Origin of the sequence: Nostoc sp. (genome assembly GCF_036917975.1) — a bacterium.
Taxonomy (GTDB): domain Bacteria; phylum Cyanobacteriota; class Cyanobacteriia; order Cyanobacteriales; family Nostocaceae; genus Nostoc.
The window spans coordinates 466,778-491,158 of record NZ_JBALEJ010000024.1 but is presented as its reverse complement, the minus strand read 5'-3'; the positions used below and the strand labels follow the sequence as shown (position 1 = coordinate 491,158).

General features: G+C 42.1%; 17 protein-coding genes and 1 pseudogene. 10 read left to right on the top strand and 8 right to left on the bottom strand.

What is annotated here, in order from left to right:
• The first annotated feature begins 20 nt into the window (after positions 1-20).
• The 4 genes from metH (at position 21) to rpmB (ending at position 7,267) form a co-directional block, all read left to right on the top strand.
• The gene (metH, locus tag V7K76_RS10595) at positions 21-3,548 is read left to right on the top strand and encodes a methionine synthase (RefSeq protein ID WP_335029763.1); all 3,528 of its coding nucleotides are present in this window, start codon (positions 21-23) and stop codon (positions 3,546-3,548) included.
• A gap of 434 nt (positions 3,549-3,982) precedes the next feature.
• Positions 3,983-4,624 carry a class I SAM-dependent methyltransferase gene (locus V7K76_RS10590; protein WP_334776634.1) on the top strand — a complete coding sequence of 214 codons (642 nt, stop codon included), beginning with the start codon at positions 3,983-3,985 and terminating at the stop codon, positions 4,622-4,624.
• 222 nt (positions 4,625-4,846) lie between these two features.
• Positions 4,847-6,835 (top strand): molecular chaperone HtpG, encoded by a 1,989-nt coding sequence (gene htpG, locus V7K76_RS10585; RefSeq protein WP_334776633.1) that lies wholly within the window; start codon positions 4,847-4,849, stop codon positions 6,833-6,835.
• A gap of 195 nt (positions 6,836-7,030) precedes the next feature.
• Positions 7,031-7,267 carry a 50S ribosomal protein L28 gene (gene rpmB, locus V7K76_RS10580; RefSeq protein ID WP_292718775.1) on the top strand — a complete coding sequence of 79 codons (237 nt, stop codon included), beginning with the start codon at positions 7,031-7,033 and terminating at the stop codon, positions 7,265-7,267.
• A gap of 291 nt (positions 7,268-7,558) precedes the next feature.
• Here the strand turns inward: rpmB and V7K76_RS10575 are convergent, their stop codons facing one another.
• A complete protein-coding gene (locus V7K76_RS10575) occupies positions 7,559-8,236 on the bottom strand; it encodes a DsbA family protein (protein WP_334950591.1) in 678 nt (225 codons plus the stop codon).
• A 529-nt stretch (positions 8,237-8,765) separates the two neighbouring features.
• On the opposite strand from V7K76_RS10575, the gene V7K76_RS10570 reads away from it, so the two are divergent.
• From V7K76_RS10570 to V7K76_RS10560, 3 genes are read left to right on the top strand one after another with little or no spacing between them, the layout of a single operon-like run.
• Positions 8,766-8,975 carry a DUF2997 domain-containing protein gene (locus V7K76_RS10570; RefSeq protein WP_334776630.1) on the top strand — a complete coding sequence of 70 codons (210 nt, stop codon included), beginning with the start codon at positions 8,766-8,768 and terminating at the stop codon, positions 8,973-8,975.
• 39 nt (positions 8,976-9,014) lie between these two features.
• Positions 9,015-9,401, top strand: coding sequence for a DUF1257 domain-containing protein (locus V7K76_RS10565; RefSeq protein WP_012406942.1), 387 nt, complete (start codon positions 9,015-9,017; stop codon positions 9,399-9,401).
• Positions 9,401-9,862 carry a ferredoxin gene (locus tag V7K76_RS10560; protein ID WP_179067272.1) on the top strand — a complete coding sequence of 154 codons (462 nt, stop codon included), beginning with the start codon at positions 9,401-9,403 and terminating at the stop codon, positions 9,860-9,862. The genes V7K76_RS10565 and V7K76_RS10560 overlap by 1 nt, the downstream gene beginning before the upstream one ends.
• A 345-nt stretch (positions 9,863-10,207) precedes the next feature.
• On the opposite strand, the gene V7K76_RS10555 is transcribed toward V7K76_RS10560, so the two are convergent.
• The 4 genes from V7K76_RS10555 to V7K76_RS10540 all read right to left on the bottom strand — a co-directional run bounded on the left by V7K76_RS10555 (position 10,208) and on the right by V7K76_RS10540 (position 15,223).
• The gene (locus tag V7K76_RS10555; protein ID WP_334776695.1) at positions 10,208-10,492 is read right to left on the bottom strand and encodes a YiaA/YiaB family inner membrane protein; all 285 of its coding nucleotides are present in this window, start codon (positions 10,490-10,492) and stop codon (positions 10,208-10,210) included.
• A gap of 268 nt (positions 10,493-10,760) precedes the next feature.
• The gene (locus tag V7K76_RS10550; protein WP_334776628.1) at positions 10,761-12,398 is read right to left on the bottom strand and encodes a DUF4335 domain-containing protein; all 1,638 of its coding nucleotides are present in this window, start codon (positions 12,396-12,398) and stop codon (positions 10,761-10,763) included.
• A 230-nt stretch (positions 12,399-12,628) separates the two neighbouring features.
• The gene (locus V7K76_RS10545) at positions 12,629-13,234 is read right to left on the bottom strand and encodes a DUF3038 domain-containing protein (RefSeq protein ID WP_179067269.1); all 606 of its coding nucleotides are present in this window, start codon (positions 13,232-13,234) and stop codon (positions 12,629-12,631) included.
• A 756-nt stretch (positions 13,235-13,990) separates the two neighbouring features.
• Complete coding sequence (locus V7K76_RS10540; RefSeq protein ID WP_334776626.1) at positions 13,991-15,223, bottom strand: cysteine desulfurase-like protein; 1,233 nt, start codon at positions 15,221-15,223, stop codon at positions 13,991-13,993.
• Positions 15,224-15,518: 295 nt separating this feature from the next.
• Here V7K76_RS10540 and V7K76_RS10535 point away from each other — a divergent pair, with 295 nt between their 5' ends.
• Together V7K76_RS10535 and V7K76_RS10530 are read left to right on the top strand one after the other, a co-directional pair.
• Entirely contained in the window at positions 15,519-15,740 is a 222-nt protein-coding gene (locus V7K76_RS10535) for a DUF4327 family protein (protein WP_334776625.1), read from the top strand.
• Positions 15,741-16,288: 548 nt separating this feature from the next.
• A complete protein-coding gene (locus V7K76_RS10530; RefSeq protein ID WP_334776624.1) occupies positions 16,289-17,908 on the top strand; it encodes a tetratricopeptide repeat protein in 1,620 nt (539 codons plus the stop codon).
• Between the two features lie 299 nt (positions 17,909-18,207).
• Here the strand turns inward: V7K76_RS10530 and leuS are convergent, their stop codons facing one another.
• Entirely contained in the window at positions 18,208-20,856 is a 2,649-nt protein-coding gene (leuS, locus tag V7K76_RS10525) for a leucine--tRNA ligase (protein ID WP_334776623.1), read from the bottom strand.
• 213 nt (positions 20,857-21,069) lie between these two features.
• Positions 21,070-21,195 (bottom strand): annotated as a pseudogene (locus tag V7K76_RS10520) (serine/threonine protein kinase); the annotation flags it as partial.
• A gap of 554 nt (positions 21,196-21,749) precedes the next feature.
• Here V7K76_RS10520 and acsF point away from each other — a divergent pair.
• Positions 21,750-22,826, top strand: a complete 1,077-nt coding sequence (gene acsF, locus V7K76_RS10515) for a magnesium-protoporphyrin IX monomethyl ester (oxidative) cyclase (RefSeq protein WP_334776622.1) — start codon at positions 21,750-21,752, stop codon at positions 22,824-22,826.
• A 254-nt stretch (positions 22,827-23,080) separates the two neighbouring features.
• On the opposite strand, the gene csaB is transcribed toward acsF, so the two are convergent.
• The gene (csaB, locus tag V7K76_RS10510) at positions 23,081-24,136 is read right to left on the bottom strand and encodes a polysaccharide pyruvyl transferase CsaB (RefSeq protein ID WP_334776621.1); all 1,056 of its coding nucleotides are present in this window, start codon (positions 24,134-24,136) and stop codon (positions 23,081-23,083) included.
• Positions 24,137-24,381: the final 245 nt, after the last annotated feature.

Below are 24,381 nucleotides of genomic sequence, written 5' to 3'. Positions count from 1 at the left end.
CCAAATTATTCTAGGAAAATATGACTCATCCTTTCCTTGAACGCCTGCGTAGTCCAGATAGCCCAGTTCTCGTTTTCGACGGGGCGATGGGAACCAATTTACAAACCCAAAACCTGACTGCTGAAGACTTCGGCGGCCCACAGTATGAAGGTTGTAACGAATACTTAGTCCACACGAAACCCGAAGCAGTTGCGAAGGTTCACCGAGACTTTCTCGCTGCTGGTGCTGATGTCATTGAAACCGATACCTTTGGTAGTACGTCCTTAGTGCTGGCAGAATATGACTTGGCAGACCAAGCCTATTACCTCAGCAAGACAGCCGCAGAATTGGCGAAGCGTGTGGCGGCGGAATTTTCCACGCCAGAAAAACCCCGGTTTGTGGCAGGTTCCATCGGCCCCACAACGAAACTCCCTACCTTGGGACATATTGACTTTGACACCATGAAAGCTACTTTTGCTGAACAAGCAGAGGCGCTGTGGGATGGTGGTGTCGATTTATTTCTGGTGGAAACTTGTCAAGATGTGCTGCAAATTAAGGCGGCGCTGAATGGAATTGAAGAGGTATTTGCTAAGAAGGGCGATCGCAGACCGTTGATGGTTTCTGTGACAATGGAAAGCATGGGCACAATGTTGGTTGGTTCTGAAATCAGCGCTGTGCTGACAATTTTGGCACCTTACCCAATCGACATTCTTGGTTTAAACTGCGCCACAGGCCCAGACTTGATGAAACCACATATCAAGTATCTGGCAGAACATTCACCTTTCATCGTTTCCTGTATTCCCAACGCGGGTTTACCTGAGAACGTCGGCGGTCAAGCACATTACCGCCTGACACCGTTAGAATTACGGATGTCATTGATGCATTTTGTTGAAGATTTGGGTGTCCAAGTGATCGGGGGTTGCTGTGGGACGCGTCCAGAACACATTCAACAATTGGCAGAACTTGCTAAAGACCTGAAGCCAAAGGTTAGACAACCTAGTTTGGAACCGGCAGCAGCATCAATTTACACCACTCAGCCTTACAACCAAGATAATTCTTTCTTGATTGTTGGCGAACGTCTCAACGCCAGTGGTTCCAAGAAATGCCGCGATTTGCTAAATGCGGAAGATTGGGATGGACTGGTTTCAATGGCGAGGGCGCAAGTCAAAGAAGGCGCACACATCCTCGATGTCAACGTCGATTATGTCGGACGTGACGGTGTACGGGATATGCACGAATTAGTTTCGCGCATTGTTAATAATGTGACACTGCCGTTAATGCTTGACTCCACCGAATGGGAAAAGATGGAGGCGGGTTTAAAGGTTGCCGGTGGTAAGTGTTTGCTGAACTCCACCAACTACGAAGATGGGGAACCGCGCTTTTTAAAGGTGCTGGAGTTAGCGAAAAAGTACGGTGCTGGTGTAATCATTGGTACTATTGATGAAGATGGGATGGCGCGGACAGCAGACAAAAAGTTTGCGATCGCCCAACGGGCATACCGTCAAGCTGTAGAATATGGCATACCACCCACAGAAATATTCTTTGATACCCTCGCGTTACCAATTTCCACCGGGATTGAAGAAGACCGAGAAAACGGTAAAGCTACCATTGAATCTATTCGGCGCATTCGTGAAGGATTGCCTGGATGTCATGTGATTTTGGGTGTTTCCAATATTTCCTTTGGTTTGAATCCAGCCTCGCGGATGGTGTTGAACTCGGTGTTTTTGCACGAAGCGACGACGGCGGGAATGGATGCAGCCATTGTTAGCGCTAACAAGATTTTACCGCTCTCGAAGATTGACGCACGGCATCAAGAAATTTGTCGGCAGTTGATTTATGATGAGCGGAAGTTTGAGGGTAATGTTTGCGTTTACGATCCCTTGGGAGAGCTTACCACAGCGTTTGCTGGGGTGACAACTAAGCGCGATCGCTCTTTAGATGAAAGTCTCCCCATCCCAGAACGTCTCAAACGCCACATCATCGACGGCGAACGTATTGGCTTAGAAGAACATCTGAAAAAAGCCCTAGAAGAACATCCCCCGTTGGAGATTATCAACACCTTTTTGCTAGATGGCATGAAAGTTGTCGGGGAATTATTCGGTTCTGGGCAAATGCAGCTGCCCTTCGTCTTACAATCTGCGGAAACCATGAAAGCGGCGGTAGCGTTTCTAGAACCCTTCATGGAAAAATCAGAATCAGGTAACAATGCCAAGGGAACTTTTATCATTGCCACAGTGAAAGGCGATGTCCACGACATTGGTAAAAATTTGGTGGATATTATCTTGTCCAACAACGGCTACAAGGTGATTAACCTGGGAATTAAACAGCCGGTGGAAAATATCATCAATGCTTACGAACAGTACAAACCTGATTGTATTGCCATGAGTGGTTTGTTGGTGAAATCCACCGCCTTTATGAAAGAGAACTTGGAGGTATTTAACGAAAAGGGAATTAGTGTCCCCGTGATATTAGGTGGTGCGGCGCTGACTCCCAAGTTTGTCTATGAAGATTGCCAAAAAACCTATAAAGGTAAAGTTGTTTATGGCAAAGATGCCTTTTCTGACTTGCACTTCATGGATAAATTAATGCCAGCAAAGGCAACTAATAACTGGCAAGATTTACAAGGATTTTTGAACGAAGTCGAAACTGCTGAAGTTTCGACAAATGGTAACAAAGAACCAAAATCTACAACTGCTGAAGAAACATTTGCTGAACCAAAAGTAGTAGATACGAGACGTTCCGAAGCTGTGGCTGTAGATATTGAACGTCCCACTCCGCCTTTCTGGGGAACGAAGTTGTTGCAGCCTAGTGATATTCCGATCGAGGAAATATTCTGGCACTTGGATTTACAAGCTTTAGTTGCTGGACAGTGGCAATTCCGTAAACCAAAGGAACAATCTAAGGAAGAATATCAGGCTTTCTTAGCTGAGAAAGTTTACCCAGTTTTAGAAACTTGGAAACAGCGAATTATTGAGGAGAATTTGTTGCATCCCCAAGTGATTTACGGGTATTTCCCTTGTCAAGCCGAGGGGAATTCTCTACATATATATGACTCAGAAAGTCAATCACAACAGGTTGCAACTTTCGAGTTTCCTAGACAGAAGTCTTTAAGGCGGCTGTGCATAGCAGATTTCTTTGCACCAAAGGAATCGGGAATTATTGATGTTTTCCCTATGCAAGCGGTGACTGTGGGTGAAATTGCCACAGAATTTGCCCAAAAGCTGTTTGCTGCCAATCAATACACCGATTATCTGTATTTCCACGGTATGGCGGTACAGGTTGCAGAGGCGATCGCTGAGTGGACACACGCCAGAATTCGCCGGGAGTTAGGTTTTGCTGCTGAGGAACCCGACAATATTCGGGATATATTAGCACAACGCTATCGTGGCTCACGGTATAGTTTTGGGTATCCAGCTTGTCCAAATATTCAGGATCAGTACAAGCAACTGGAGTTATTGCAGACTGACAGGATTAACTTGTATATGGATGAAAGTGAACAACTTTATCCAGAACAGTCTACCACTGCAATTATTACCTATCACCCGTTAGCCAAATACTTTAGCGCGTAGAATCCTACTCATTAGACATAGGAGTGAAAATGAATGTAGAGACGTAGCACTGCTACGTCTCTACAAGGGTTTTGGATAACGCATATTTAATTTCTAGAGATGTCTATTAAAGCAATAGCCTTGGTGTTAGTGATATTTTGCCCTCGAAGATCCCACTTCAAAGCCTCTCTCCTTGTAGGAGAGAGGTTTAGAGTGAGGTTCAGATGTTACTTTGATGATTTTTCCGGGAATCCTGTAGTTGTATACCCAATACGCTTGGGTTAAGGATAATCGTAGGTTGGGTGGAACGAAGTGAAACCCAACAAACCCGCGAAAATGTTGGGTTTCGTTCCTCCACCCAACCTACGCATCTGAGGGGTTTTTGGCGCTAACTGAACCGTATTGGTTGTATACCCACCAAATTTATTAATATTTCAGCTTAGGTAGGCTTATTTATGCAACTCATTACCTCGTTAGATATTAGAAATTCAGAATATTTATCAAAAAATCGCCTCATCAGTTACCATCACCAGTTGCGTCTAATTTTTTCGCTGGGTAATCAGGTAAAAAACGTTCTGGAAATTGGCATTTTTAATTCTCTGTTAACAGACATTCTAAAGAATAATGGATACAACGTCTCCACTGCTGATGTTGACCCCAGCCTCAAGCCAGAAATAATTTTAGATTTGACGACAGATTTTTTATTACCAAAAGATAAATTTGATGCGATTGTCCTGTTTCAAGTGCTGGAACACTTCCCCTACGAACAGTCAGAAGAAGCATTGAGAAAACTTGCTATTGCAACTAAGAAATTTTTGGTGATTTCAATTCCCTATTGCACTCAATACCTCTCGTTTCAAGTCAAAACCTCTTTCTCAGGCAGACCAAGGCATTTACTATTCAATGTCCCCAAATTCTGGAGTACAACGCCAGTCTGTGACGAACACTACTGGGAAATGGGTTTGAAAGGATATCCGAAAACGCGAATTTTAAACTCTGTTGCCAAAGCTGGGTTAACTGTTAAGCAAGAATTTATCGATCCTACTTATCCATACCATTATTTTTTGGTGTTGGAAAAGAATTATAGTAATACTTAGACAGCAATCTGTGGGGAGTGGGGAGTCGGAAGTAGGGGAATCCGAATCAGAAAATGGCGGCAAACAATGCTTAAAAAACGAGCGATCGCCTCAGTTATGCTTTTAAAATCCTAATTGGTATCATACCCTTCTGTGTTCTCCGGGTTTATCCTGGAAAACAGATGGCTAGGTTGTATTACCTACTATCATCGTTTCAGATACTAACATCGAAAACTACCAATTATGCTAGAACAAGGCACTATCAGTATTCATACTGAGAATATTTTCCCGATCATCAAGAAGTCGCTTTACTCAGATCACCAAATCTTCTTGCGGGAACTGGTATCCAACGCTGTAGACGCCATCCAAAAGCTAAAAATGGTATCCCGCGCTGGAGATTACGCTGGAGATATCGGCGAACCAGAAATTGAAATTGCCATTGACAAAGATAAGAAAACCCTATCCATTTCCGATAACGGCATCGGAATGACCGCAGATGAAGTTAAGAAATATATCAATCAAGTTGCCTTCTCTAGTGCTGAAGAATTTATTCATAAATATGAAGGCAAATCAGATCAACCGATAATCGGCCACTTCGGTCTTGGTTTCTACTCTTCCTTCATGGTGGCGCAAAAGGTAGAAATTGATACTTTATCTTATCAAGAAGGGGCACAGGCGGTTCACTGGACTTGTGATGGTTCGCCAGCTTTCACTCTCGAAGACTCGCCCCGGACAACTCGCGGTACTACTATTATTCTCAGCCTGCAAGGGGAAGAAGAGGAATTTCTCGAATCAGCACGAATTAAGAATCTTGTCAAGACATACTGCGACTTTTTGCCAGTCCCAATTAAACTCGATGGCGAAGTCATAAATAAGCAAAAAGCACCGTGGCGAGAGTCTCCGAGTAATCTGACTCAAGAAGATTATTTAGAGTTTTACCGCTACCTGTATCCTTTTCAGGAAGAACCTTTGTTATGGGTACATCTAAATACAGACTATCCCTTTATCATTAACGGGATTTTGTATTTCCCGAAAATGCGACCGGATGTAGATGTGACCAAAGGGCAGATCAAGCTATTCTGCAATCAAGTTTTTGTTAGCGACAACTGCGAAGAAATTATCCCGCAATTTCTGATGCCGATGCGGGGTGTGATTGATAGTACCGATATTCCCCTAAACGTATCGCGCAGTGCCTTGCAAGGCGATCGCACCGTGCGGAGAATTGGTGACTACATTGCCAAAAAAGTAGGCGATCGCCTCAAAGAACTTTTCCGCGATAACCGCGAACAATACATTAGTGCGTGGAAAGACCTCGGCACTTTTGTCAAATTCGGCGTTCTCAACGACGAGAAATTCAAAAAACAAATCGAAGATATCATCGTCTTCCGCACCACCGCCAAGCTGACAGAAAAAGTTGCTGCTGAAACTCCAGTGGTTGAAGTCCAATCTTCAGACGGGGATGCTTGGCAAGATGTGACTCCTTCACCCAGTTCTGAAAACTCAGCACCCATAGCTCCCTATACTACGCTGAAAGAGTATCTAGAACGCAACAAAGAACGCAACGAAAACCGGGTTTTCTACAGCACCGATGAAGCAACCCAATCTACATACATAGAACTGCACAAAAATCAAGGCTTGGAAGTCCTATTTATGGACTCCTTTATCGATACTCACTTTATCAACTTCCTAGAGCGGGAATATCAGGATGTCAAATTTACGCGGGTGGACTCAGATTTAGATAATACCCTGCTAGAACAAGACAAAGCGACGGAAATTGTCGATCCCAAGACGAACAAAACCCGGAGTGAGACGATTAAAGAGTTATTTGAGAAATCCCTCAACAAACCTAAACTCAACATCCGTACCGAAGCTTTGAAATCAGACGATCCTCAAGGTACACCACCTGCGATCGTGCTTTTGCCAGAGATTCTCCGCCGTCTGCGAGAAATGAACGCTATGATGCAGCAGCAGTCAGCAGAGTTTCCTGAAGATCACGTTTTGCTAGTGAATACCGCTCACCCGCTAATTCAAAATCTGGTAAATCTTAACCAAGGTAGTATCATTCAAGGTGACGGTCAATCGCCTACAGATCATTTAGTCAACTTGATTTGCCAACACGTCTACGATTTAGCGCTGATGTCTCAGAAAGGATTTGACGCTGAAGGCATGAAATCCTTCGTCGAGCGATCGAATGAGGTACTCACTAAGCTGACGGAACAAGCTAGTAAGTAGTGCTGAGTGCTGAGTGGGAAGTTAGGAGTTAGGAGTTAGGAGTTAGGAGTTAGGAACTATTTCTCCCCTGCTTCCCCCACTGCCCCACTTCCCCCACTCCCCACTCCCCATTCACCACTCCCCATTCACCACTTCTGTTGCCTTAGACCTAAAATGGAAAGGCTGTATTAAAATAACAATCTGGAGATATTTGCTATGTCCCGTCGCTGTGAACTAACTGGTAAGAAGGCAAATAACGCTTTTGCTGTTTCCCACTCCCACCGCCGTACTAAACGCCTTCAGCACGCTAATCTGCAAAATAAGCGCGTTTGGTGGGAAGGCGGAAATCGCTGGGTGAAGTTAAAGCTGTCTACTAAAGCAATCAAAACCCTACAAATTAATGGGTTAGAAGCAATGGCAAAAGAAGCTGGCATTAACCTAAATCATTACTAAGTAATGTGGATTTCATAACCCGATACTTTTGTAGGGTAGAACATAGATAATTAGGGGCGCACAGATGTCATTGGTGTGAACTTAAGCTCAAACGCTTATCCCACATACGCTTTACCCCACCCCCAACCCCTCCCCTTGGTAAGGGGAGGGGCGGTTTTGGCTTTAGACAAAACCGGGGTCGGGTGACGCGGTGAGTAATGGTCAGTGAATGAACTCAATATCACGTCTTGACAAGGGTTTTACATTAAGTTGACACCTATGCACAGATGTGCATCCCTAATACTGTTCTGGTTACGGCAGTGTTAATTCTTTTACCTTTTCGACAACCCAATCAACACGATCCTTTCCCCAAAATCTCTCGCCTTCGACTACCCAAGTCGGGACTCCGGGACAACCAAACTGCTCGTATTCTGCTAAAGCTGCTACTGCTGCCTGTTTAGCTGCTTCGCCGTATGCTAATTCTAGAATGCGATCGCCATTCAACCCAACATCATTTGCAACTTTCCTAATCACAGACTCATCGTTGACATCAAGTAAGTCAATGTACGTCGCTCGAAAAAAAGCGGTATCAAGCAGATGCTCCTTCCCAGTTCCACAAGCAGCGTAATACGCTCTCGCCGGAAGCTCTTCACGACCAAGCTGCATTTTCTCCCAACGCTTCACCCATCTCGCAAATTCTTCAAACTCTTTAAGCCGAATTTCAATGCCGTACTTTTTTGCCCACCGCAGACAATCTTCTTTGTGATACGAAGCTAATAGGGCGTTTTCAGTTCGTCCTTGCAGTTCAGCTACCTTTATACCCCGCTCCTTCGGTATGTAGATTGGTCGTCGTTCAATATCAACAGGTAAATCCTGCAATGCTTTTTCGGCAAGAGTAATACCAATATAAGAATTTGACGAGTGGTATATCGAGTAGGAGTACACTTTGATTCGCTGCGACATCTTAGCTACCGTAGCTACCTGACTCATAATATTAACCCAAGTTGCTAGTTAATATACTAATGCGATCGCATTAATCGACAGACAAAAAAATCTACAATTTAATAACCCGTAACTTTGATTAATACAATGCCTACTTACGTATACCCTAGTATCTTGCTGTTGGCTAACACTGCGTTGCATCCAACCTACTAAAAGAGAATAAGTTAAAACCAATAGTAATAATAAAGTTTTTCAAGAAATTTTATATTTTTGTGAATTTACTTGCTGCCGATACTACCTCTAATGCTTATTTCTACGACATTTGCAGCTTACTTAGCTAGCTCAGGTAGTTACCTTGACTAATCAATGAGGTTAAGAGAGACTAACTAAATACTGGTGTATGTGCTTATAATACTAATAAGTTTTGCAAAGATTCTGAGACATATATGTTGAAAGATGGAACATTAGTTAACAAATATCAAGTTTGTATCTAAGTAAAAATGTTCCTACGGCTATATTTGTAGCCTTCTGCTAAGGCAGTACAATTTAAGCGTACTTATTCTGGTTGGCCAAAAGCATGGAGACATTAGAGTTCATAATCTATCCAGACGGTCGGGTACAAGAGAAAGTCACTGGCATTGTGGGTGCTTCTTGCGCTGAGGTTACAGCAGCAATAGAGGCACAGTTGGGGCAAGTACTTAATCATGAGCCAACCTCAGAATATTTCGCCGCCAAGGTGCAGCAATCTAATCTGGCGAATACACACAGCACTTACAGCGATTGGTAAGTTTTCACAGTAGTTTAGTGTTATTAATTCAGAACCACCATGTCACACTTTAGCCAAATTAAGACTCAAATCCGTAACCTTGATTCTTTGAAAGATGCTTTGACTGAATTGGGCGTAGACTGGAAACCCGGCCCACGCGAAGTCCGTGGCTATCGCGGTCAAACCCATCCTGCGGAAGTTAGTATTGAGCAGGAAAATGGCTATGACATCGGTTTTAGATGGAACGGCAAGGAATATGAATTGGTGGCTGACTTGCAATATTGGCAGCAAGATTTGTCTGTAGACGGATTTTTGCGCCAGGTAACACAGCGCTATGCTTATCAAACAGTTGTGAAAGAAACCGCTCGTGTTGGCTTTCAAGTTTCTGAACAACAAAAAAATGAAGATGGTTCAATTCGCCTGGTAGTACAGCGCTGGAGTGCGTAATGGCTGATTTTCTGCCGTCACCGGAAGAACAAGAAGATAACCGTTCCGGTTTGGAACCAGAACTAGGGGGTTTTTTACGAGATGCCCCAGAACGTTCTGGTTTAGAACCGGAATTGGGCGGTTTGCTGCGCCAAAATGGTGTTTATGTTGATGAAATTACCTGTATTGGTTGCAAGCATTGCGCTCATGTTGCGCGTAACACCTTTTATATTGAACCAGATTACGGGCGATCGCGCGTAGTTCGGCAAGATGGGGACGCTGAAGAAATTATCCAAGAAGCAATTGACACTTGTCCGGTTGATTGCATTCATTGGGTTGATTACACTGAACTGAAAAATTTAGAAGAAGAGCGCAAATATCAGGTAATTCCTGTAGTCGGTTATCCGGTGGAACATGCAGTTGCGGCTAGCGAACGCCGGCGTAAAAAACAAAAGTTAAAGACCAAAAAATCTCGTTATTAAGATAAAAACGTTAAATCAATATAATAAAGGACTGGTATATCCAGTCCTTTTGTTTTTCGTCAACTTAAGCAGAAACTCCTTTAAAACCTCGTTTCTCCAGCCTCCGGCTGGAAATGCTGCCCCTGGTGGCTCTGCCGCCAGTAAGAGAGGTGGAGCCTCAACGACGAACATTCCCAGTCGGAGACTGGGAGCGAGGCAATCTAAAAGCCAATACGCTTGGGTTAAGCATTTTTTTCTTCTCTCTGTTTCCTCTGCGCCTCTGCGGTTCGTTAAAAATATACCGAGTTTTTTTCCTGAAATGGGTTTTTGATAAAGCCTTTTAATCCAAAATTGCTGTAATTGCCTTCATTTGAAATTTAGAGGATCGTGCTGTGAAAGCAATTTTTCTACCTTCGCCTCGTCTAACCTAGCAGTTAATCTTCTAGTTTCATGCAAGTCTCTAGTAGTTTTCGCCAAAGTAAAAGTTGAGCCAACAGAGAAAGCTAAACCCATACCCATAAAGCCTTTCACCCAGCTATCTACAGGTAAATTTACAATACCGAAGGTGGTCATAGAAATTGACAACATAAAAGCTGCCCAGGTTTGAATAATCCAAGCTGCACTATCTTTTTGATTACCAATTGTTTGCATATTTCCTACCTTTGACATAAGCTATCTATACCAATTACTAATTAAGAAATATAAGATTTAATCTGGGTTTCCAGACTTTTATCTGTAGTTGAATTTTGGATAATTGGTATTAACAGTAATTGTATTGATTGGTAGGTTTACTGGTATCACTAGTAAGACCAGTTTGATAACTGGACTTCAAAAGCAAGCTCAAGAGCAATTTGATTAAATAGAAACTGGCACAAGATTTGTACCAGTTCTATAAGTGTCATTAAACGGATTAGTTTAATTACTCATCTGGAAAAGTCTGTACCTTGCCATCAGGACTGAGAACAACTCGAATTCTGACATTTTGTCCGTGTTTATTAGCGGAAACAAAAGGTTTACCAATTTCGGGCATCCCAGCGCTATCAACAAATTCTCTTGCTGCCTTATTCAGGGGAAAAATTCGTTCAACCGTGCCGTCAACACTAACTATCACACTGTACTCTAATGTTTGTGCTAGTCCAGTGGGTGGTTGCCAACGCTTTACTAAGTATTCTCTAGCTTCTGCTACTTGAGGTGTATCAAATAATGTGCCAGTCGCTACTTCTCTGGACGTAGGAGATTTGCGTGTGTCCCCCAATTGATCGATAAAAGGATTATTTTCGGCAGTTCTAGAGGAGGGAACTTGGGAAGCAGGTTTCTCTCCAGAAGAAGGTTGTTGTAGGGAATTAATTCTTTCATTTAGCTGTTGTTGTGAGTTTAGTTGGGAGGGTTGGGTAGGAGCATTGACACGATTATTATTGGGTATGGTGTCCAGAGATGGGGGAAGAACTGGTGAGATATTAGTTGGTAAGCTGCTGGCGTTAGAAGATAGTCTAGGTGGCAAGTTTCGCAGTTGAGGGATAGCACCGGGTTGAAAACTTGACCTTGTAGGATTTTGCCCCAGATTTGGTAATATGGCAATTTCCTGACCTGGGAGTTTTTTGCTAGATGGTGCGTTAGAGAAGCTCGCCGGAGGCATTGCACTATTTTTGGGAAGGGTTGCAGTCGTCCCTTGAGGTATTGTTAATACATTTAGAGGTGGCGGCGTAGAAAAACTAGAACTAGGGACTGTTAGAGGTGCTTGGGGTAAAGTGGATGTGGCAAGTGGAGGGGTAGAACCTAGCAAGTTATCTGATGGATTGGTGGGAGTGGTTAGCCCAGGATCGGGCGTAGGAAAGTTTAGTGAGGATGAAGGTTCTAAAGCAGTCTTTACTGCTGCTGAATCTGATGTTTTGGCTGTTTGCTGTTGCTTTTCTCTAAGATTGTTCGCATATTGCCAAGTAACTGGTAAAAAACCTATACCTATTACTAATACTGCGGCAATAGGCGCCCAAGTCGGGAATCTCAGAGTCGAACTCGTGTTGTTGAGAGTTGGGAGTGCCATCACATCAGTCGAATATTCATCTAAAGCACTTGCCAAATCAAATAGTTGCAGCAGACTGAGTTGAATTACAGGGCCAGATGAGTAATTGGCAAGAGAACCGAGAAATAGATTGTGAGTTAAATAGCTGCTTGGTTCTAAGTGGATATTTGCCCCTGGAATCTGGGTATTAAAGGCATTTAATGTTTGTGTTGAAGACTTTAATTCCGGCTCATCCAATGCTGTGCTTAATTGCTGGGTAGCGGAGAAACTGACCCAAAAGCTTTCTGGAGACTGTTGGAGAAATTGCTGTACGTAGCTAGTGACAGCATCACATAAAGCTTCGAGTTGCTCGCGATCGCCCCGAATTGGAATTCTATTTTCTTCTGGTAATCGGGGATCGTCAAAACGTAACTCAAAACTTAGGTGTTTGAGGACAGTTTTACCCATCCAACGGGACAGAGGTGAACTTTGCGCGAATACTTCTAGCGTGCAAGTCGGGGGTGTGTAGCGACGAATGACAGAATTTGATAGAGGCATAGCAGGAACAACTTGGAAGACTATTTGGGATTTTGCAAAAAATTGAGCGAAAAGTTGGAACGCCGGACTCCTCCACTCAGAACTTTGTCAGGTTCCTTCAGTTATGCAAACTGGTGTGGAAGGAGGAAACAGTGTTGACAGTGCATCGCCCAAAAAGCTAACGACCATCAAAAGGGTTTTCCGATCTCGCAAACAAATCGCAAGTAAATTTTGGTTGAGAAATTTCAAATCTAAAATTTTGTTGAACGGTCTATAAGTGCTAGCCAGAGACGGCGATGCCCACCAGCAGCACTGTAAAAAAGTAAATCTACAAGCAGTTTTAGAGCCAGGTTGGTTAGTAAATCCGTTGAGATTTTCTCGTCCTCTTCCATCCGCTCTTGGTAGGTGTTGCAAAAAGCATCAATATAGTCTCCAAGTAAAGCAGCCTGGTGAGGTTCCCGGTTATTTTCTGCCATTTGTTCTAACAGACCGACAGCGCGGCGAATCAATTCCTGGTGCTGTTTGGCTAGATAGCAGATGATCAAAACAAGCGATCGCGCTTCTTCGACATCTAGCTTTTTCCGCCCTCCTTGACCTTTGCGTAGGGGATTTGATTGGCGCAGTCGCCATAAAGCTACGCGGTCTGGCACTCTTGACTCTAAATTCAGATCGGTTGCCGCCGAAAGCATCGCCTCTGAACCAATGCCAGTTAAGGTTTCTAGCGCCAACAGCACCAAGTCTAATTGGGTTTTGATATTGTCCCATTGGACTGTGTTTGGGGCTGGAAGCTTGATTAAATCCTCCCACTGGGAATTTGGAGTGGCTGAGTTGGCGGCCGAGTGCATAACTTTTAGCATAGGTGATCAAGCTGATAGGGGATGTTGCTGTTACCCATTTTGAAACCAGACTCTTCAGAATCAAGCTTGGTTTCCCATAGCTAAGAGCCAAAGGCTCCAGCTAGCTTTTTATGTGGTAAACAGTAGGTATCTTTGTCCTACTCTAGATGAAAATTTATTTTGGACAAAGTAGAAAATTATCAATTCTAGTTAAGGTTTACTGGACTTTTGCTGCTAGCTCCGTACAAGACTATTAATAAACTATTGTTTTGGATGCTAACCGCTAATTATCACTAAGTAATTATTTAGAATACCTCCTAATTTATTTGCGGTTTTAAATTTTGAAATTTCTTGATGTTTATTACTTGGTCTTTATGTATACATAATTACTATACAAATCTTTTGCCTGTTTGCTAAAGGCACTTCTGACTGCTGGATATTATCCCACACCAGGAGCAATGCTCTAACAGTGAGGTGGGGAAGCAGGGGAGGCAGGGGAGGTAGGGGGAGAGAAAGAAATAAGTGTATTTAGGAGTATTCCGGTAGTAATAAATACTACAATTTTATCCTCACTTCCCCTGCTCGCCCAGCAATCAGAAAGCTCTTTTCACGATGATCTCACTTTTTCGCGTTGCTCCCTACTCCAACGGGGCTTGGTAAACTGGCAAATATTTTTTCCACGTCACTGATTCTCGATGAAATTAAAAAACTAAAACTACCCTCCCACAAAGGTTCCAGCTTCAGCTTTAGGGTTGCCCAAAAATGGAGAAAGTGGAGCTAAAATGTCTGCTCAAAAGCCTCAATCAAGCTGTTAACTTCTTCAAGGGTGTTGTAATGCACCATACTCACCCGCACTATTCCACCTTGGGATGCTAACCCCAGGTATTCAATGAGCCGTTTAGCATAAAAGTCTCCATAGCGAATTCCTATATAGTGTTGGTCAATTTTTGCCGGAATGGTTGAGCTATTGATTCCATCTACCACAAAAGATATAGTTGGCACACGGGTTTGACGGTCAGCCCTTGATTGACCAATCACTCGCACATTAGGCTTGCTGTTGAGATAATTTAGGAGGCGATCGCTAATATGTTCTTCATGTATGCTAATTAAATCAAATGCTTGCACCATTTGATTTCTCAAATCTGGTGCTGTTTCATTCCCATAGTGTAATTGTGCTAACTCACTTAAATAATCACATAAACCTAACATTCCATAACTTAATTCAAAATTGACATTCCCTAACTGAAATTTATAAGGTATATCTGTCTGCTCAATAAAATAATGGTTAAGACCAGGCAATCTTAATAAATGTTCTTCCTTCCCATAAAGTAAGGCATGATGTGGCCCATAGACTTTATAACAACTGAAAGTATAAAAATCAACATCTAAATCTTGGACATCAATTAATCTATGGGGTGCATAAGCTACACCATCTACACAAATCATGGCATTGCGATCGTGTACAAATCTAGCAATTTCTTTGATCGGGTTGATGGTTCCCAGAACATTAGAAGCATGAGTCAAGGATACCAATTTGGTGCTACGACTCATCAATGGTTCTAAATCTGCTAAATGAAGTTCCAAAGTATCTGGATGAACTTGCCACACTTTAACCTTAATTCCTTGTTTTTCAAGAGCGACCCAAGCACCAATATTGGCCTCGTGGTCACAATTAGTCACAATCACTTCATCGCCAGGTGTAAAGGTTTGACCCAGACAAATTGAGAGAATTTTCAACATCATTGTAGTAGATGGGCCCATGACCACTTCTTTAGAAGAATTGGCATTAATGAAAGTAGCCATTCCCCTAGTTGCTAGAGCCAATCGTTCTCCTGCAAGTTGAGAAACCCCATAAGAAGCTCCCAACTGAACATCAGAACTCAAGAGAAATTCGCTAATTCTATCTACTACCTTTTTCAGGGTTTGTGACCCGCCAGCATTATCAAAAAAAGTCCATTCACCAGCTAAAGCAGGAAAATATTGACGAACTTTATCAAGATTCAGGAGCATAGTATAAGTAATCTAGACAATGTTCTTTACCCTAGCTTACTTTTGGCAAGTCGCCCAGAGAGCATCTACATCCTCTTTTGGAGTTTACAGCTTCTTGTTTCAGCTTCCGACTCTGTAATCATCTATCTAAAGGAGTATACAAAGAGTCTCTTACTGACACACCTACATTTCCAACAAGGATTAATGTCTTGATTCTTCACAATTCTCGCCAATTTTATTTGATAAGTTTAAGGGATAGTCAAAGCAAGTATTGTTTTGATTCTTAATTCCTTGATTGAAAACAAAGGAACAACCTATGAATACTACTGTTAAATACGACATCGAGGTTATCAAGGAAGAAGCACTTAAACTGGTTAAAAAGGGACTTCTTAACCGTCAACACCCGATTTATACCATCTGTAAATATATTCCCCATCGTGACTGGGTGAATTTTGAACTTGAGTTAGAAAAAAACGAATTTTTACTCAGAGATAGAATTATCGACCTACTGAATCACGAATTGTGGGAAGATGATTGAGGCTGCATTGAAAAGCAGAATTCTAATAAATCAAAATTACAAATTAGTTTTTCAGAATTAAAAACCCTCGAATTAAATCGGGGATTATAAACAAACAAGTCTGAAAATAAGCAATAAATCTTAATGAATAGCTTACATGCCTGAAAAGAGAAGAGAATCACCCCTAGCGTAGCAGTGATTATCTGTTAAAGCCTACTGGCGTGGCAAGGCTAAAATGTTGCAAAAATGTAGCGTTCGTACTACAAGGTGGTCTATATGACCAAGGTTGGGACGGTCTAATACTTCTTCTAAGATACAAGGTTAGGTGGAACGAACGCGAACAGCGTCCCGTAGAGAAGTGACACCCAACATCAACCCTCGATATTTCCGAACCCCTTTTACAGTGACATGTACTAAGTAAAATGCTAATTGTGATATATTAATTTAAATTAAGAATGATTGCAAAATAGTAAACAATTTTTGGGAATATCGCCCAAGCTAATTAAAAGGTTTACGCCGAATGGATATTTTAATAGAATAATCTCATTAAAAGATTCGCAGAAACATCAATGGACTGGATTACACTACTGCGATCGCTACAGTCTGATTTTATTAAAAGGTTAGCATCTGGTTGTCTGCTTCATTGTGAAACAGAAGGTCAATATAGTGAATTAACTGTAATCTCTGGAGAAAGGTTAAAGGCACTACGGGAATTTTGCTGGCAGATGGCTGAAAAATATAAGCGTGTTTTACCAGTCCGCGATGTTTTTATTAGCTATCTTAAAGGGAAGTTGGGTGAGGAAGTTGTCAAAGAACGTTTAGCTGATTTTATTACCGAAGTCGATTATGAAAAGCGATTCGGCGGCGATGGCAATATAGATTTTACCTTGACTTCTGACCCATCTATTGGTATTGAGGTTAAATCTCGTCACGGTCGAATTGACAGAGTAAGATGGTCAATTAGTTCTGAAGAAGTTGAGAAAAATGCAGTTGTAGTTTGCATTTTGATTCAAGAGGATGTGAGTGAAGCACAATCTGAATATCATCTTTTTTTAGCGGGCTTTCTCCCAACCCGAATGATTAAGTTGAAAACTGGTAAAATTTCTTTTGGGATAGAACAATTACTATATGGTGGTGGTTTAGGGTGCTATCTAGAACAATTACAATCTTCTATAAATAATTCTTCTAGGCAACAACCACCAATTTATAAATATCTCCCGAAACAGGAAGTTTTATCTAAACCAACTATAAATCAGGTGGTCAAACCTTATTTGAAACCTGAATATAGTGGTGAAGATTTAACTCTAGTTTACGTAAAACTAGGTGATGAATATTTTGAAAAAGGAGAATATACCAATGCAATTACCAACTATAATCAAGCTTTACAAGTTAATCATGGTGATATTAGTGTATATTATAAACGAGGTTTAGCTCACTATCAAATAGGAGATTATGAAACTGCGATCGCAGATTATTCTCAGGCAATTCAGATGAATCTTCATGATGCTAAATCTTATAATAAACGAGGTTTAGCCCTTTATCAACTGGGGCGATTAGAAGAAGCAATTAATGATTATACCCAAGCAATCAGAATTAATCCTAATGTTGCCGTAGCCTATAAAAATCGGGCTGAAGCTCGTTCTCATGCAGGAGATAATCAAGGAGCAATTGAGGATTATACCCAGGCTATTAAAATTAACCCCGATTATGCTAATGCTTATAAAAACCGTGGAATTGCTCGTTATTTATTAGGCTCTCAACCGGGATTTCTCCAAGCAATCAAGATTAATCCTCAAGATGCCATAGCTTATAAAAAACGTGGTAATGCTCGTTCCGACTTAGGAGATTTTGAGGGAGCAATTGAAGATTATACTCAAGCAATACAGATTAATTCTAATTATGCCGATGCTTATTACAACCGTGGTAATGCTCATTCAGATTTAGGAGATTTTGAGGGAGCAATTGAAGATTATACTCAGGCAATACAGATTAATTCCAACTATGCTGATGCCTATTATAATCGGGGTAATATTCGTTTAGAAATCGCAGATAAACAAGGAGCGATCGAAGATTTTCAAAAAGCGGCAGATATCTATCGTCAAGAAGGTAAGCTAGAAGCACTCAAAGATACACGAGAAAAAATATTAGATTTAGAAATAGAAGAATCATTAGATATTTTAAACTTCTAAACGATAGCCTAAGTGTTACATCTCTATTACTTGCCTCGGCAATTGGAAATTGCGGCTACATAGACAAAACCTACCTCCGCAGGTTAAAAACCATTAATTTTGTATTAGTCCACGGAGGTGGACTTTGTTTGTATAGCCGCGATTTCTAATCGCCAGGTATATTTATCAAGGATCAAGGCCAATACCGTTCGGTTAAGGTTTTTTGATGAAAATTATAAATCTTAAAGACGCGATAAATCGGCGTCTCTTGTCTTAACTGATTTTGTACAGTTTCACCAAGAATTTTGACAAACATCCTCTTAGCTGACTACAAAATTCACTAACTTCCCAGGCACCACAATAACCTTTTTAATCTCTTTACCTTCGATGTAACGTTGGGCAATTTCTGATTCACGGGCGTATTTCTCCAACGCGGCTTTATCTGCTTGTGCTGGTACTTGAATCGAGCCGCGAGTTTTACCCATAACTTGAATCACTAAAGTGATTTCATCAGCTACCAAAGCATCAGGGTCAAATGATGGCCAAGTCTGAGTATGAACTGAATTACTTTCACCCAATAAATGCCACAATTCATCAGCAATATGTGGTGCAAATGGTGCTAGTAAAACCACCAAAGTCTGAATACCTTCTGCGTAAATTGGTGAATTTTTGCTGTCAGCATCAGTTAGGGCATTACTCAACTTCATCAATTCGGAAATAGCTGTATTGAATTGATATTCGTCTTCCACATCTTCCGTCACTGCTTGAATAGCTGTGTGAATCGCCCGCCGCAATTCTTTTTCTGCTTTAGTTAAATCAGAGAGTTGGGCTTTCTTACGGGATACCCCAGCCGCAATATAATCTGTCACCAAACGCCAAACCCGATTTAAAAAGCGGAATTGTCCTTCTACATCGGCTTCATCCCATTCCAAGTCTTTTTCTGGCGGCGCTTTGAACAAGATGAACATCCGCGCAGTATCTACACCGTATTTGGCAATTACATCTTCTGGTGCTACACCGTTGCCCTTTGATTTAGACATGGTGGCATAGAGACGTTGCAACGGTTCACCTGTCTGGGGGTCGCGCGGGTCGGCTGAATTTACCAGATTAGAAGGAATCCATTTATCTTTACCACCCTTATGAGGATTTAGGTAAGTTAAACCCTGTACCATACCTTGAGTTAACAGGCGTTGGAAGGGTTCGTCAAAGTTCAGTAACCCTCTGTCCCGTAGTACTTTAGTAAAGAACCGCGAATACAACAAATGTAAAATCGCGTGTTCAATCCCACCTACATACTGATCAACTGGCATCCAGTCATTAATTTTACTAGAATCGAAAACCTGTTGTTCATTTTTAGCATCAGGGAAGCGCAAGAAATACCACGAGGAATCAATAAAAGTATCCATTGTGTCAGTTTCCCGCTTCGCTGGAGTGCCACAAGTTGGACAAGGTACATTTACCCAACTTTCCAACTGAGTCAAAGGTGAACCGCCACGTCCAGTAAATTCAACTTCTTCCGGCAACTGTACGGGTAAATCTTTGTCGGGTACTGGAACTATCCCACAGTTAGGACAATGAATTACAGGTATCGGTGCGCCCCAGTAACGCTGCCGTGAAATCAACCAATCCCGTAAGCGATATTGCACCCGCACTTTCCCAAAACCTTGTTGTTCGGCGTATTCAATTATTGCTTGTTTCGCATCTGTGGAAGTCATACCAGTAAAAGCCCCAGAATTAATTAAAATTCCTGGTTCAGTGTATGCCTGGTTATATTCAATTTGGATGAGTTGTGTAACTTCATCAACCTGTGATGTGGGAGTTAAGTCAAAACCTGCAACATCATCTGGGGAAACGATGACAAAATCAATTGGCAAATTGTAATTTTTGGCAAACTTAAAATCCCGGACATCGTGCGCTGGTACACCCATCACTGCTCCAGTACCATACTCATACAGTACATAATCAGCAATCCAAATCGGCACTTCTTCCCCTGTAAATGGGTTAATTGCCTTACCACCTGTGGGGATACCTCGCTTCGGTTTATCTTCAGCGGTACGTTCTAACTCACTTTGATGGGAAACCTCTTTAATAAAGGCTTCTACCGCTGTTTGTTGTTCTTTTGTCGTGACGCGCTTGGTTAAGGGATGTTCTGGTGCTAACACCAGGTAGCTGACACCATAAACGGTATCTGGACGTGTGGTGTAAACGGCGATTTTTTCATCTATCCCAATGATGGGAAATTCTAAGTAAGCACCTGTAGATTTGCCAATCCAGTTTGCCTGCATCGACTTGACGCGTTCCGGCCAACCTGTCAATTTATGCAAGTCATTGAGCAATTCTTCGGCGTAGTCGGTAATCTTGAAAAACCACTGGCGTAATAATTTCCGCTCAACTATTGCCCCACTGCGCCAAGAACGTCCTTCGTTATCAACTTGCTCGTTTGCCAATACAGTTTGGTCAATGGGGTCCCAGTTTACCGCTGCTTCTTTTTGGTAAGCTAACCCCGCTTGCAAAAACTGCAAGAAAATCCATTGTGTCCATTTGTAATAATCTGGTGAACAGGTAGCAAGTTCGCATTCCCAATCAATAGATAAACCAAGACGCTGCAATTGTTGCCGCATCTGAGCCATATTCTGATAAGTCCACTTTGCTGGTGGTACACCACGGTCAATGGCGGCGTTTTCTGCTGGCAAGCCAAAGGCATCCCAACCCATTGGGTGTATTACCCGATACCCTTGCATTCGCTTGAGGCGGGCAATCACATCGGTAATCGTATAATTACGGACGTGACCCATGTGTAGGCTGCCCGATGGATAAGGGAACATGGAAAGAGCGTAGAATTTTGGCTTGTTGCTAGCTATCGGTGTTTTATCTAAGCCAAGTTCTACCCATGTTTTTTGCCATTTTTCCTCAATTGCTGCTGGGCTATATCGGTAATCAACAGAATCACGTATTTCCAATGGTTTCATGCCTGTTACACTTTACTTCTACTAATTTTCTAGTATTTGACTTTACTAGTATATTTGAACCACTATGTTGAGGGAATTATTTGTCTAGTAATTTTCTAATTTAATTTACAAAATTAATTTACTATTTCTTTCTACCCTCTATTTCTATCTATTTTATATCTCTAAAGTTCTTAGACTAATAGTCCAACAACTTTAGGGATATGGAAATTGACATCGAATGGGAATATTTTCTAGCATCTTGTTAAGAATGCGACTCAAGTTATTACTAACAGGATTTTTTAAGTATTGCTGCCATACCCAGGTATCGTTATTAACATCATAAGAATCGAATGGCGATCGCTAAAACTACCTTTGCTTAACTACCAATCTGCGATTATCGTAAATTAAAGGGTTTAAGAACCTGCAATCTACATGTAGCACCCATTTCAGTCGGGGTTTAAATCCCCGTCTGAAATTTCTTTAATTTTGAATTTTGTTAGCGCAGCGTAAAGCCTTCGGCATGGCTTCGCTTAGAGCGAGTCTGCGAGCGTCATTTTGAATTTTGAATTGTTAATGATCCCTCAAACATTGAATTATTGTTGCAACTCTTAATGTTTTGCTTATAAGTTTCTAACCCGCACCTTGGTAGACTGAACTTTATACAATTGGATTATTATGGGCTGTTACGGTTTGCCAGAGCAATTACCCTTGGCTTTCTGGTAAGGCAGTCCGGTCTTCTCCCACAGGGAGAGGCTAGCGCCAAAGGGGTTTCCTACGCCACTTGCTCCACTTGGGGAGACCCCAAGACCGCAGTGGCTCCCCATGAGGAACTACCGTTAGCGTAGCGGTAGAGACGCAGGAGCGTCACCCAAAAGGTCTACTTAAGATAATAAAGACGAAAGAGCAATCAAGACATGGTAGATTCCCTCAAAAAACCAGGCTTTGAAGAAATCCGGCCAGGGATTAAAGTCCCGGCAAAAGAAACCCTGCTAACACCTCGGTTTTATACTACCGATTTTGATGAAATGGCACGGATGGATATCTCCGTCAACGAAGACGAGTTACAAGCCATTCTCGAAGAGTTTCGCACTGACTACAACCGCCACCACTTTGTTCGGGATGCCGAGTTTGAACAATCCTGGGATCATATTGACGGGGAAACTCGCAAGTTGTTCGTTGAATTTCTAGAACGTTCTTGTACGGCAGAGTTTTCCGGTTTTTTACTGTATAAAGAACTTGGTCGTCGCTTGAAAGGCAAAAGCCCGGTTTTGGCAGAGTGTTTTAACCTGATGTCACGGGATGAAGCACGTCACGCTGGCTTTTTAAACAAAGCTTTATCGGACTTTAATCTATCCCTAGATTTAGGGTTTTTGACTAAGAGCCGCAGTTATACTTTCTTCAAACCGAAATTTATCTTCTACGCCACTTATCTTTCTGAGAAAATTGGTTATTGGCGCTACATCACCATTTATCGCCATTTAGAAACACATCCCGAAGACCGGGTTTATCCAATCTTCCGGTTCTTTGAAAACTGGTGTCAAGATGAAAACCGTCACGGCGATTTCTTTGATGCGATTATGAAATCTCAGCCGCAAATGTTGAATGATTGGAAAGCACGGCTGTGGAGTCGGTTCTTCCTATTGTCGGTGTTTGCGACCATGTATCTCAATGACATCCAACGCAAGGACTTTTATGCCACCCTTGGACTGGATGCAAGAGAATACGATATCCATGTAATTCAGAAGACCAACGAGAATGCAGGTAGGGTGTTCCCGTTGATGCTGGATGTAGAGAATCCAGAATTTTATCAGCGCTTGGACATTTGTATAAGCAATAATGAGAAGTTGGGTGCGATCGCTAATTCCAATACTCCCAAATTCCTGCAATTCTTCCAAAAACTACCGCTTTACATCTCCAATGGTTGGCAGTTATTGCGGCTGTACCTAATGAAACCAATTGACACTATTTCTTATCAAGGAGCAGTTCGTTAACTTATAACAGGTTTGCGAAAGCTTTAGTGGTTCTGCAATTAGCAGAACCACTTTTTTGTTTAAGAAGGCACTCGACTTTATCCAACTACGCGGCATAAAGAGCTTAGGAGTGTCAAAGAAAGGGATTTCCAAGGAATAAATTATCCCAAAAAACGTAGACGCGGAGCGGCTTGCCGTAGGCTACCACAGAGACGCAGAGAACACAGAGAGAGGAGAGATTAAGAGGATTTTTGCGTCAGTTTTGGAATATTTTTTTATTTGGAAGTCCCAAAAGCTTGGCTCAATAATTCACGGTGCATTAATGCCCTATCTACTAAAGATTTTATTTGCTCTGATGATAATGGCTCACCATTAGCATAATGCTCCATCCAAGCTAGACTAATAAAATTAGGGTCATCTGGTAAACTGGCTAAATCCCACCCAGGTATTTCCAAATCTTCCATGAGACGATTTATCTTGGGGTCATAACTGAGAGCAAAGCAACGACAACCTTCGGCTGCTGCCATAATTAAGCTGTGCAGACGCATCCCAATTGCCATCTCGACACCGCGAAATACACCTTTCAAAAGTTGCGGATTTTCTAGACATAAAATCTGGCTGACATCTTTAAGATGTGGCTGAATGGCTTCGGCAATACTTAAATCTTCACTTTTTTGAAATGGCAGTAATAAAATAAAAGCCTGTGTGGCTTTTTGAAAGTCAACCAAAGCGCGAGTTAAATTTGCTAGACGTGTTTCTGTAAGTTGGGGATGCGATCGCAACGTTACCGCAACTCTCGGCGCAGGTAAATCCCAAAGTCCTGGTACTGGTTGCGATTCCAATGCCCAAACTGGGTCAGGAGCTATAATACAAGGAATTTGCCAATCAGATAATAAAGCCGCACTGGCGCGATCGCGGACACTAATTTTGGTACAATTACTAAAGTTCTGCCGTGCCAGCCAACGAGTTTGCGGACGCACTAACGGGCCGATACCCTGCGCCCAAGCAACAGTTTTCAAACCCATTTTTTGCGCCAATGCCATCAGTCCCCCATAATAAAATGGGCTGATAGTACTAGTAATATCTTGAATGAGACTCCCACCGCCCCAAATCAAGGCATCGCAAGAGCGTAAAGCTTGCAATACAGGTAAAGGAGCCATGCGATCGTAGGTTTCTACATTGTAGCGATCGCGCGTTTCCTCTGGATTCCCCGAAAGCACCACAGGCGTTACATGAGATGGTAACATTTGCAAAAGCGTTGCCAATAAAGCTTCGTCACCACCATTCCCTTTACCGTAATACCCAGACAATAATGCCCGCATCTTGACCATTTTGGATTTTAAATTTTGGATTTTAGATTAATAGCTTTTTTATACAGAATATCTGTCGTTTATAGTCTTTACAAAAAGCGTGGGCAATTCATGTACCCGAAGGCTTACCGCAGGGTGCATTAGCGAAACGGGCGGTTAGAAACCGCGTCTACACAAATAATATTCATTACCCAGTCGTACAGAATTCATACTGAATTCTGACTCCTGAATTCTTCTTATAGAAACAACTCCCAACTCTTAACTTT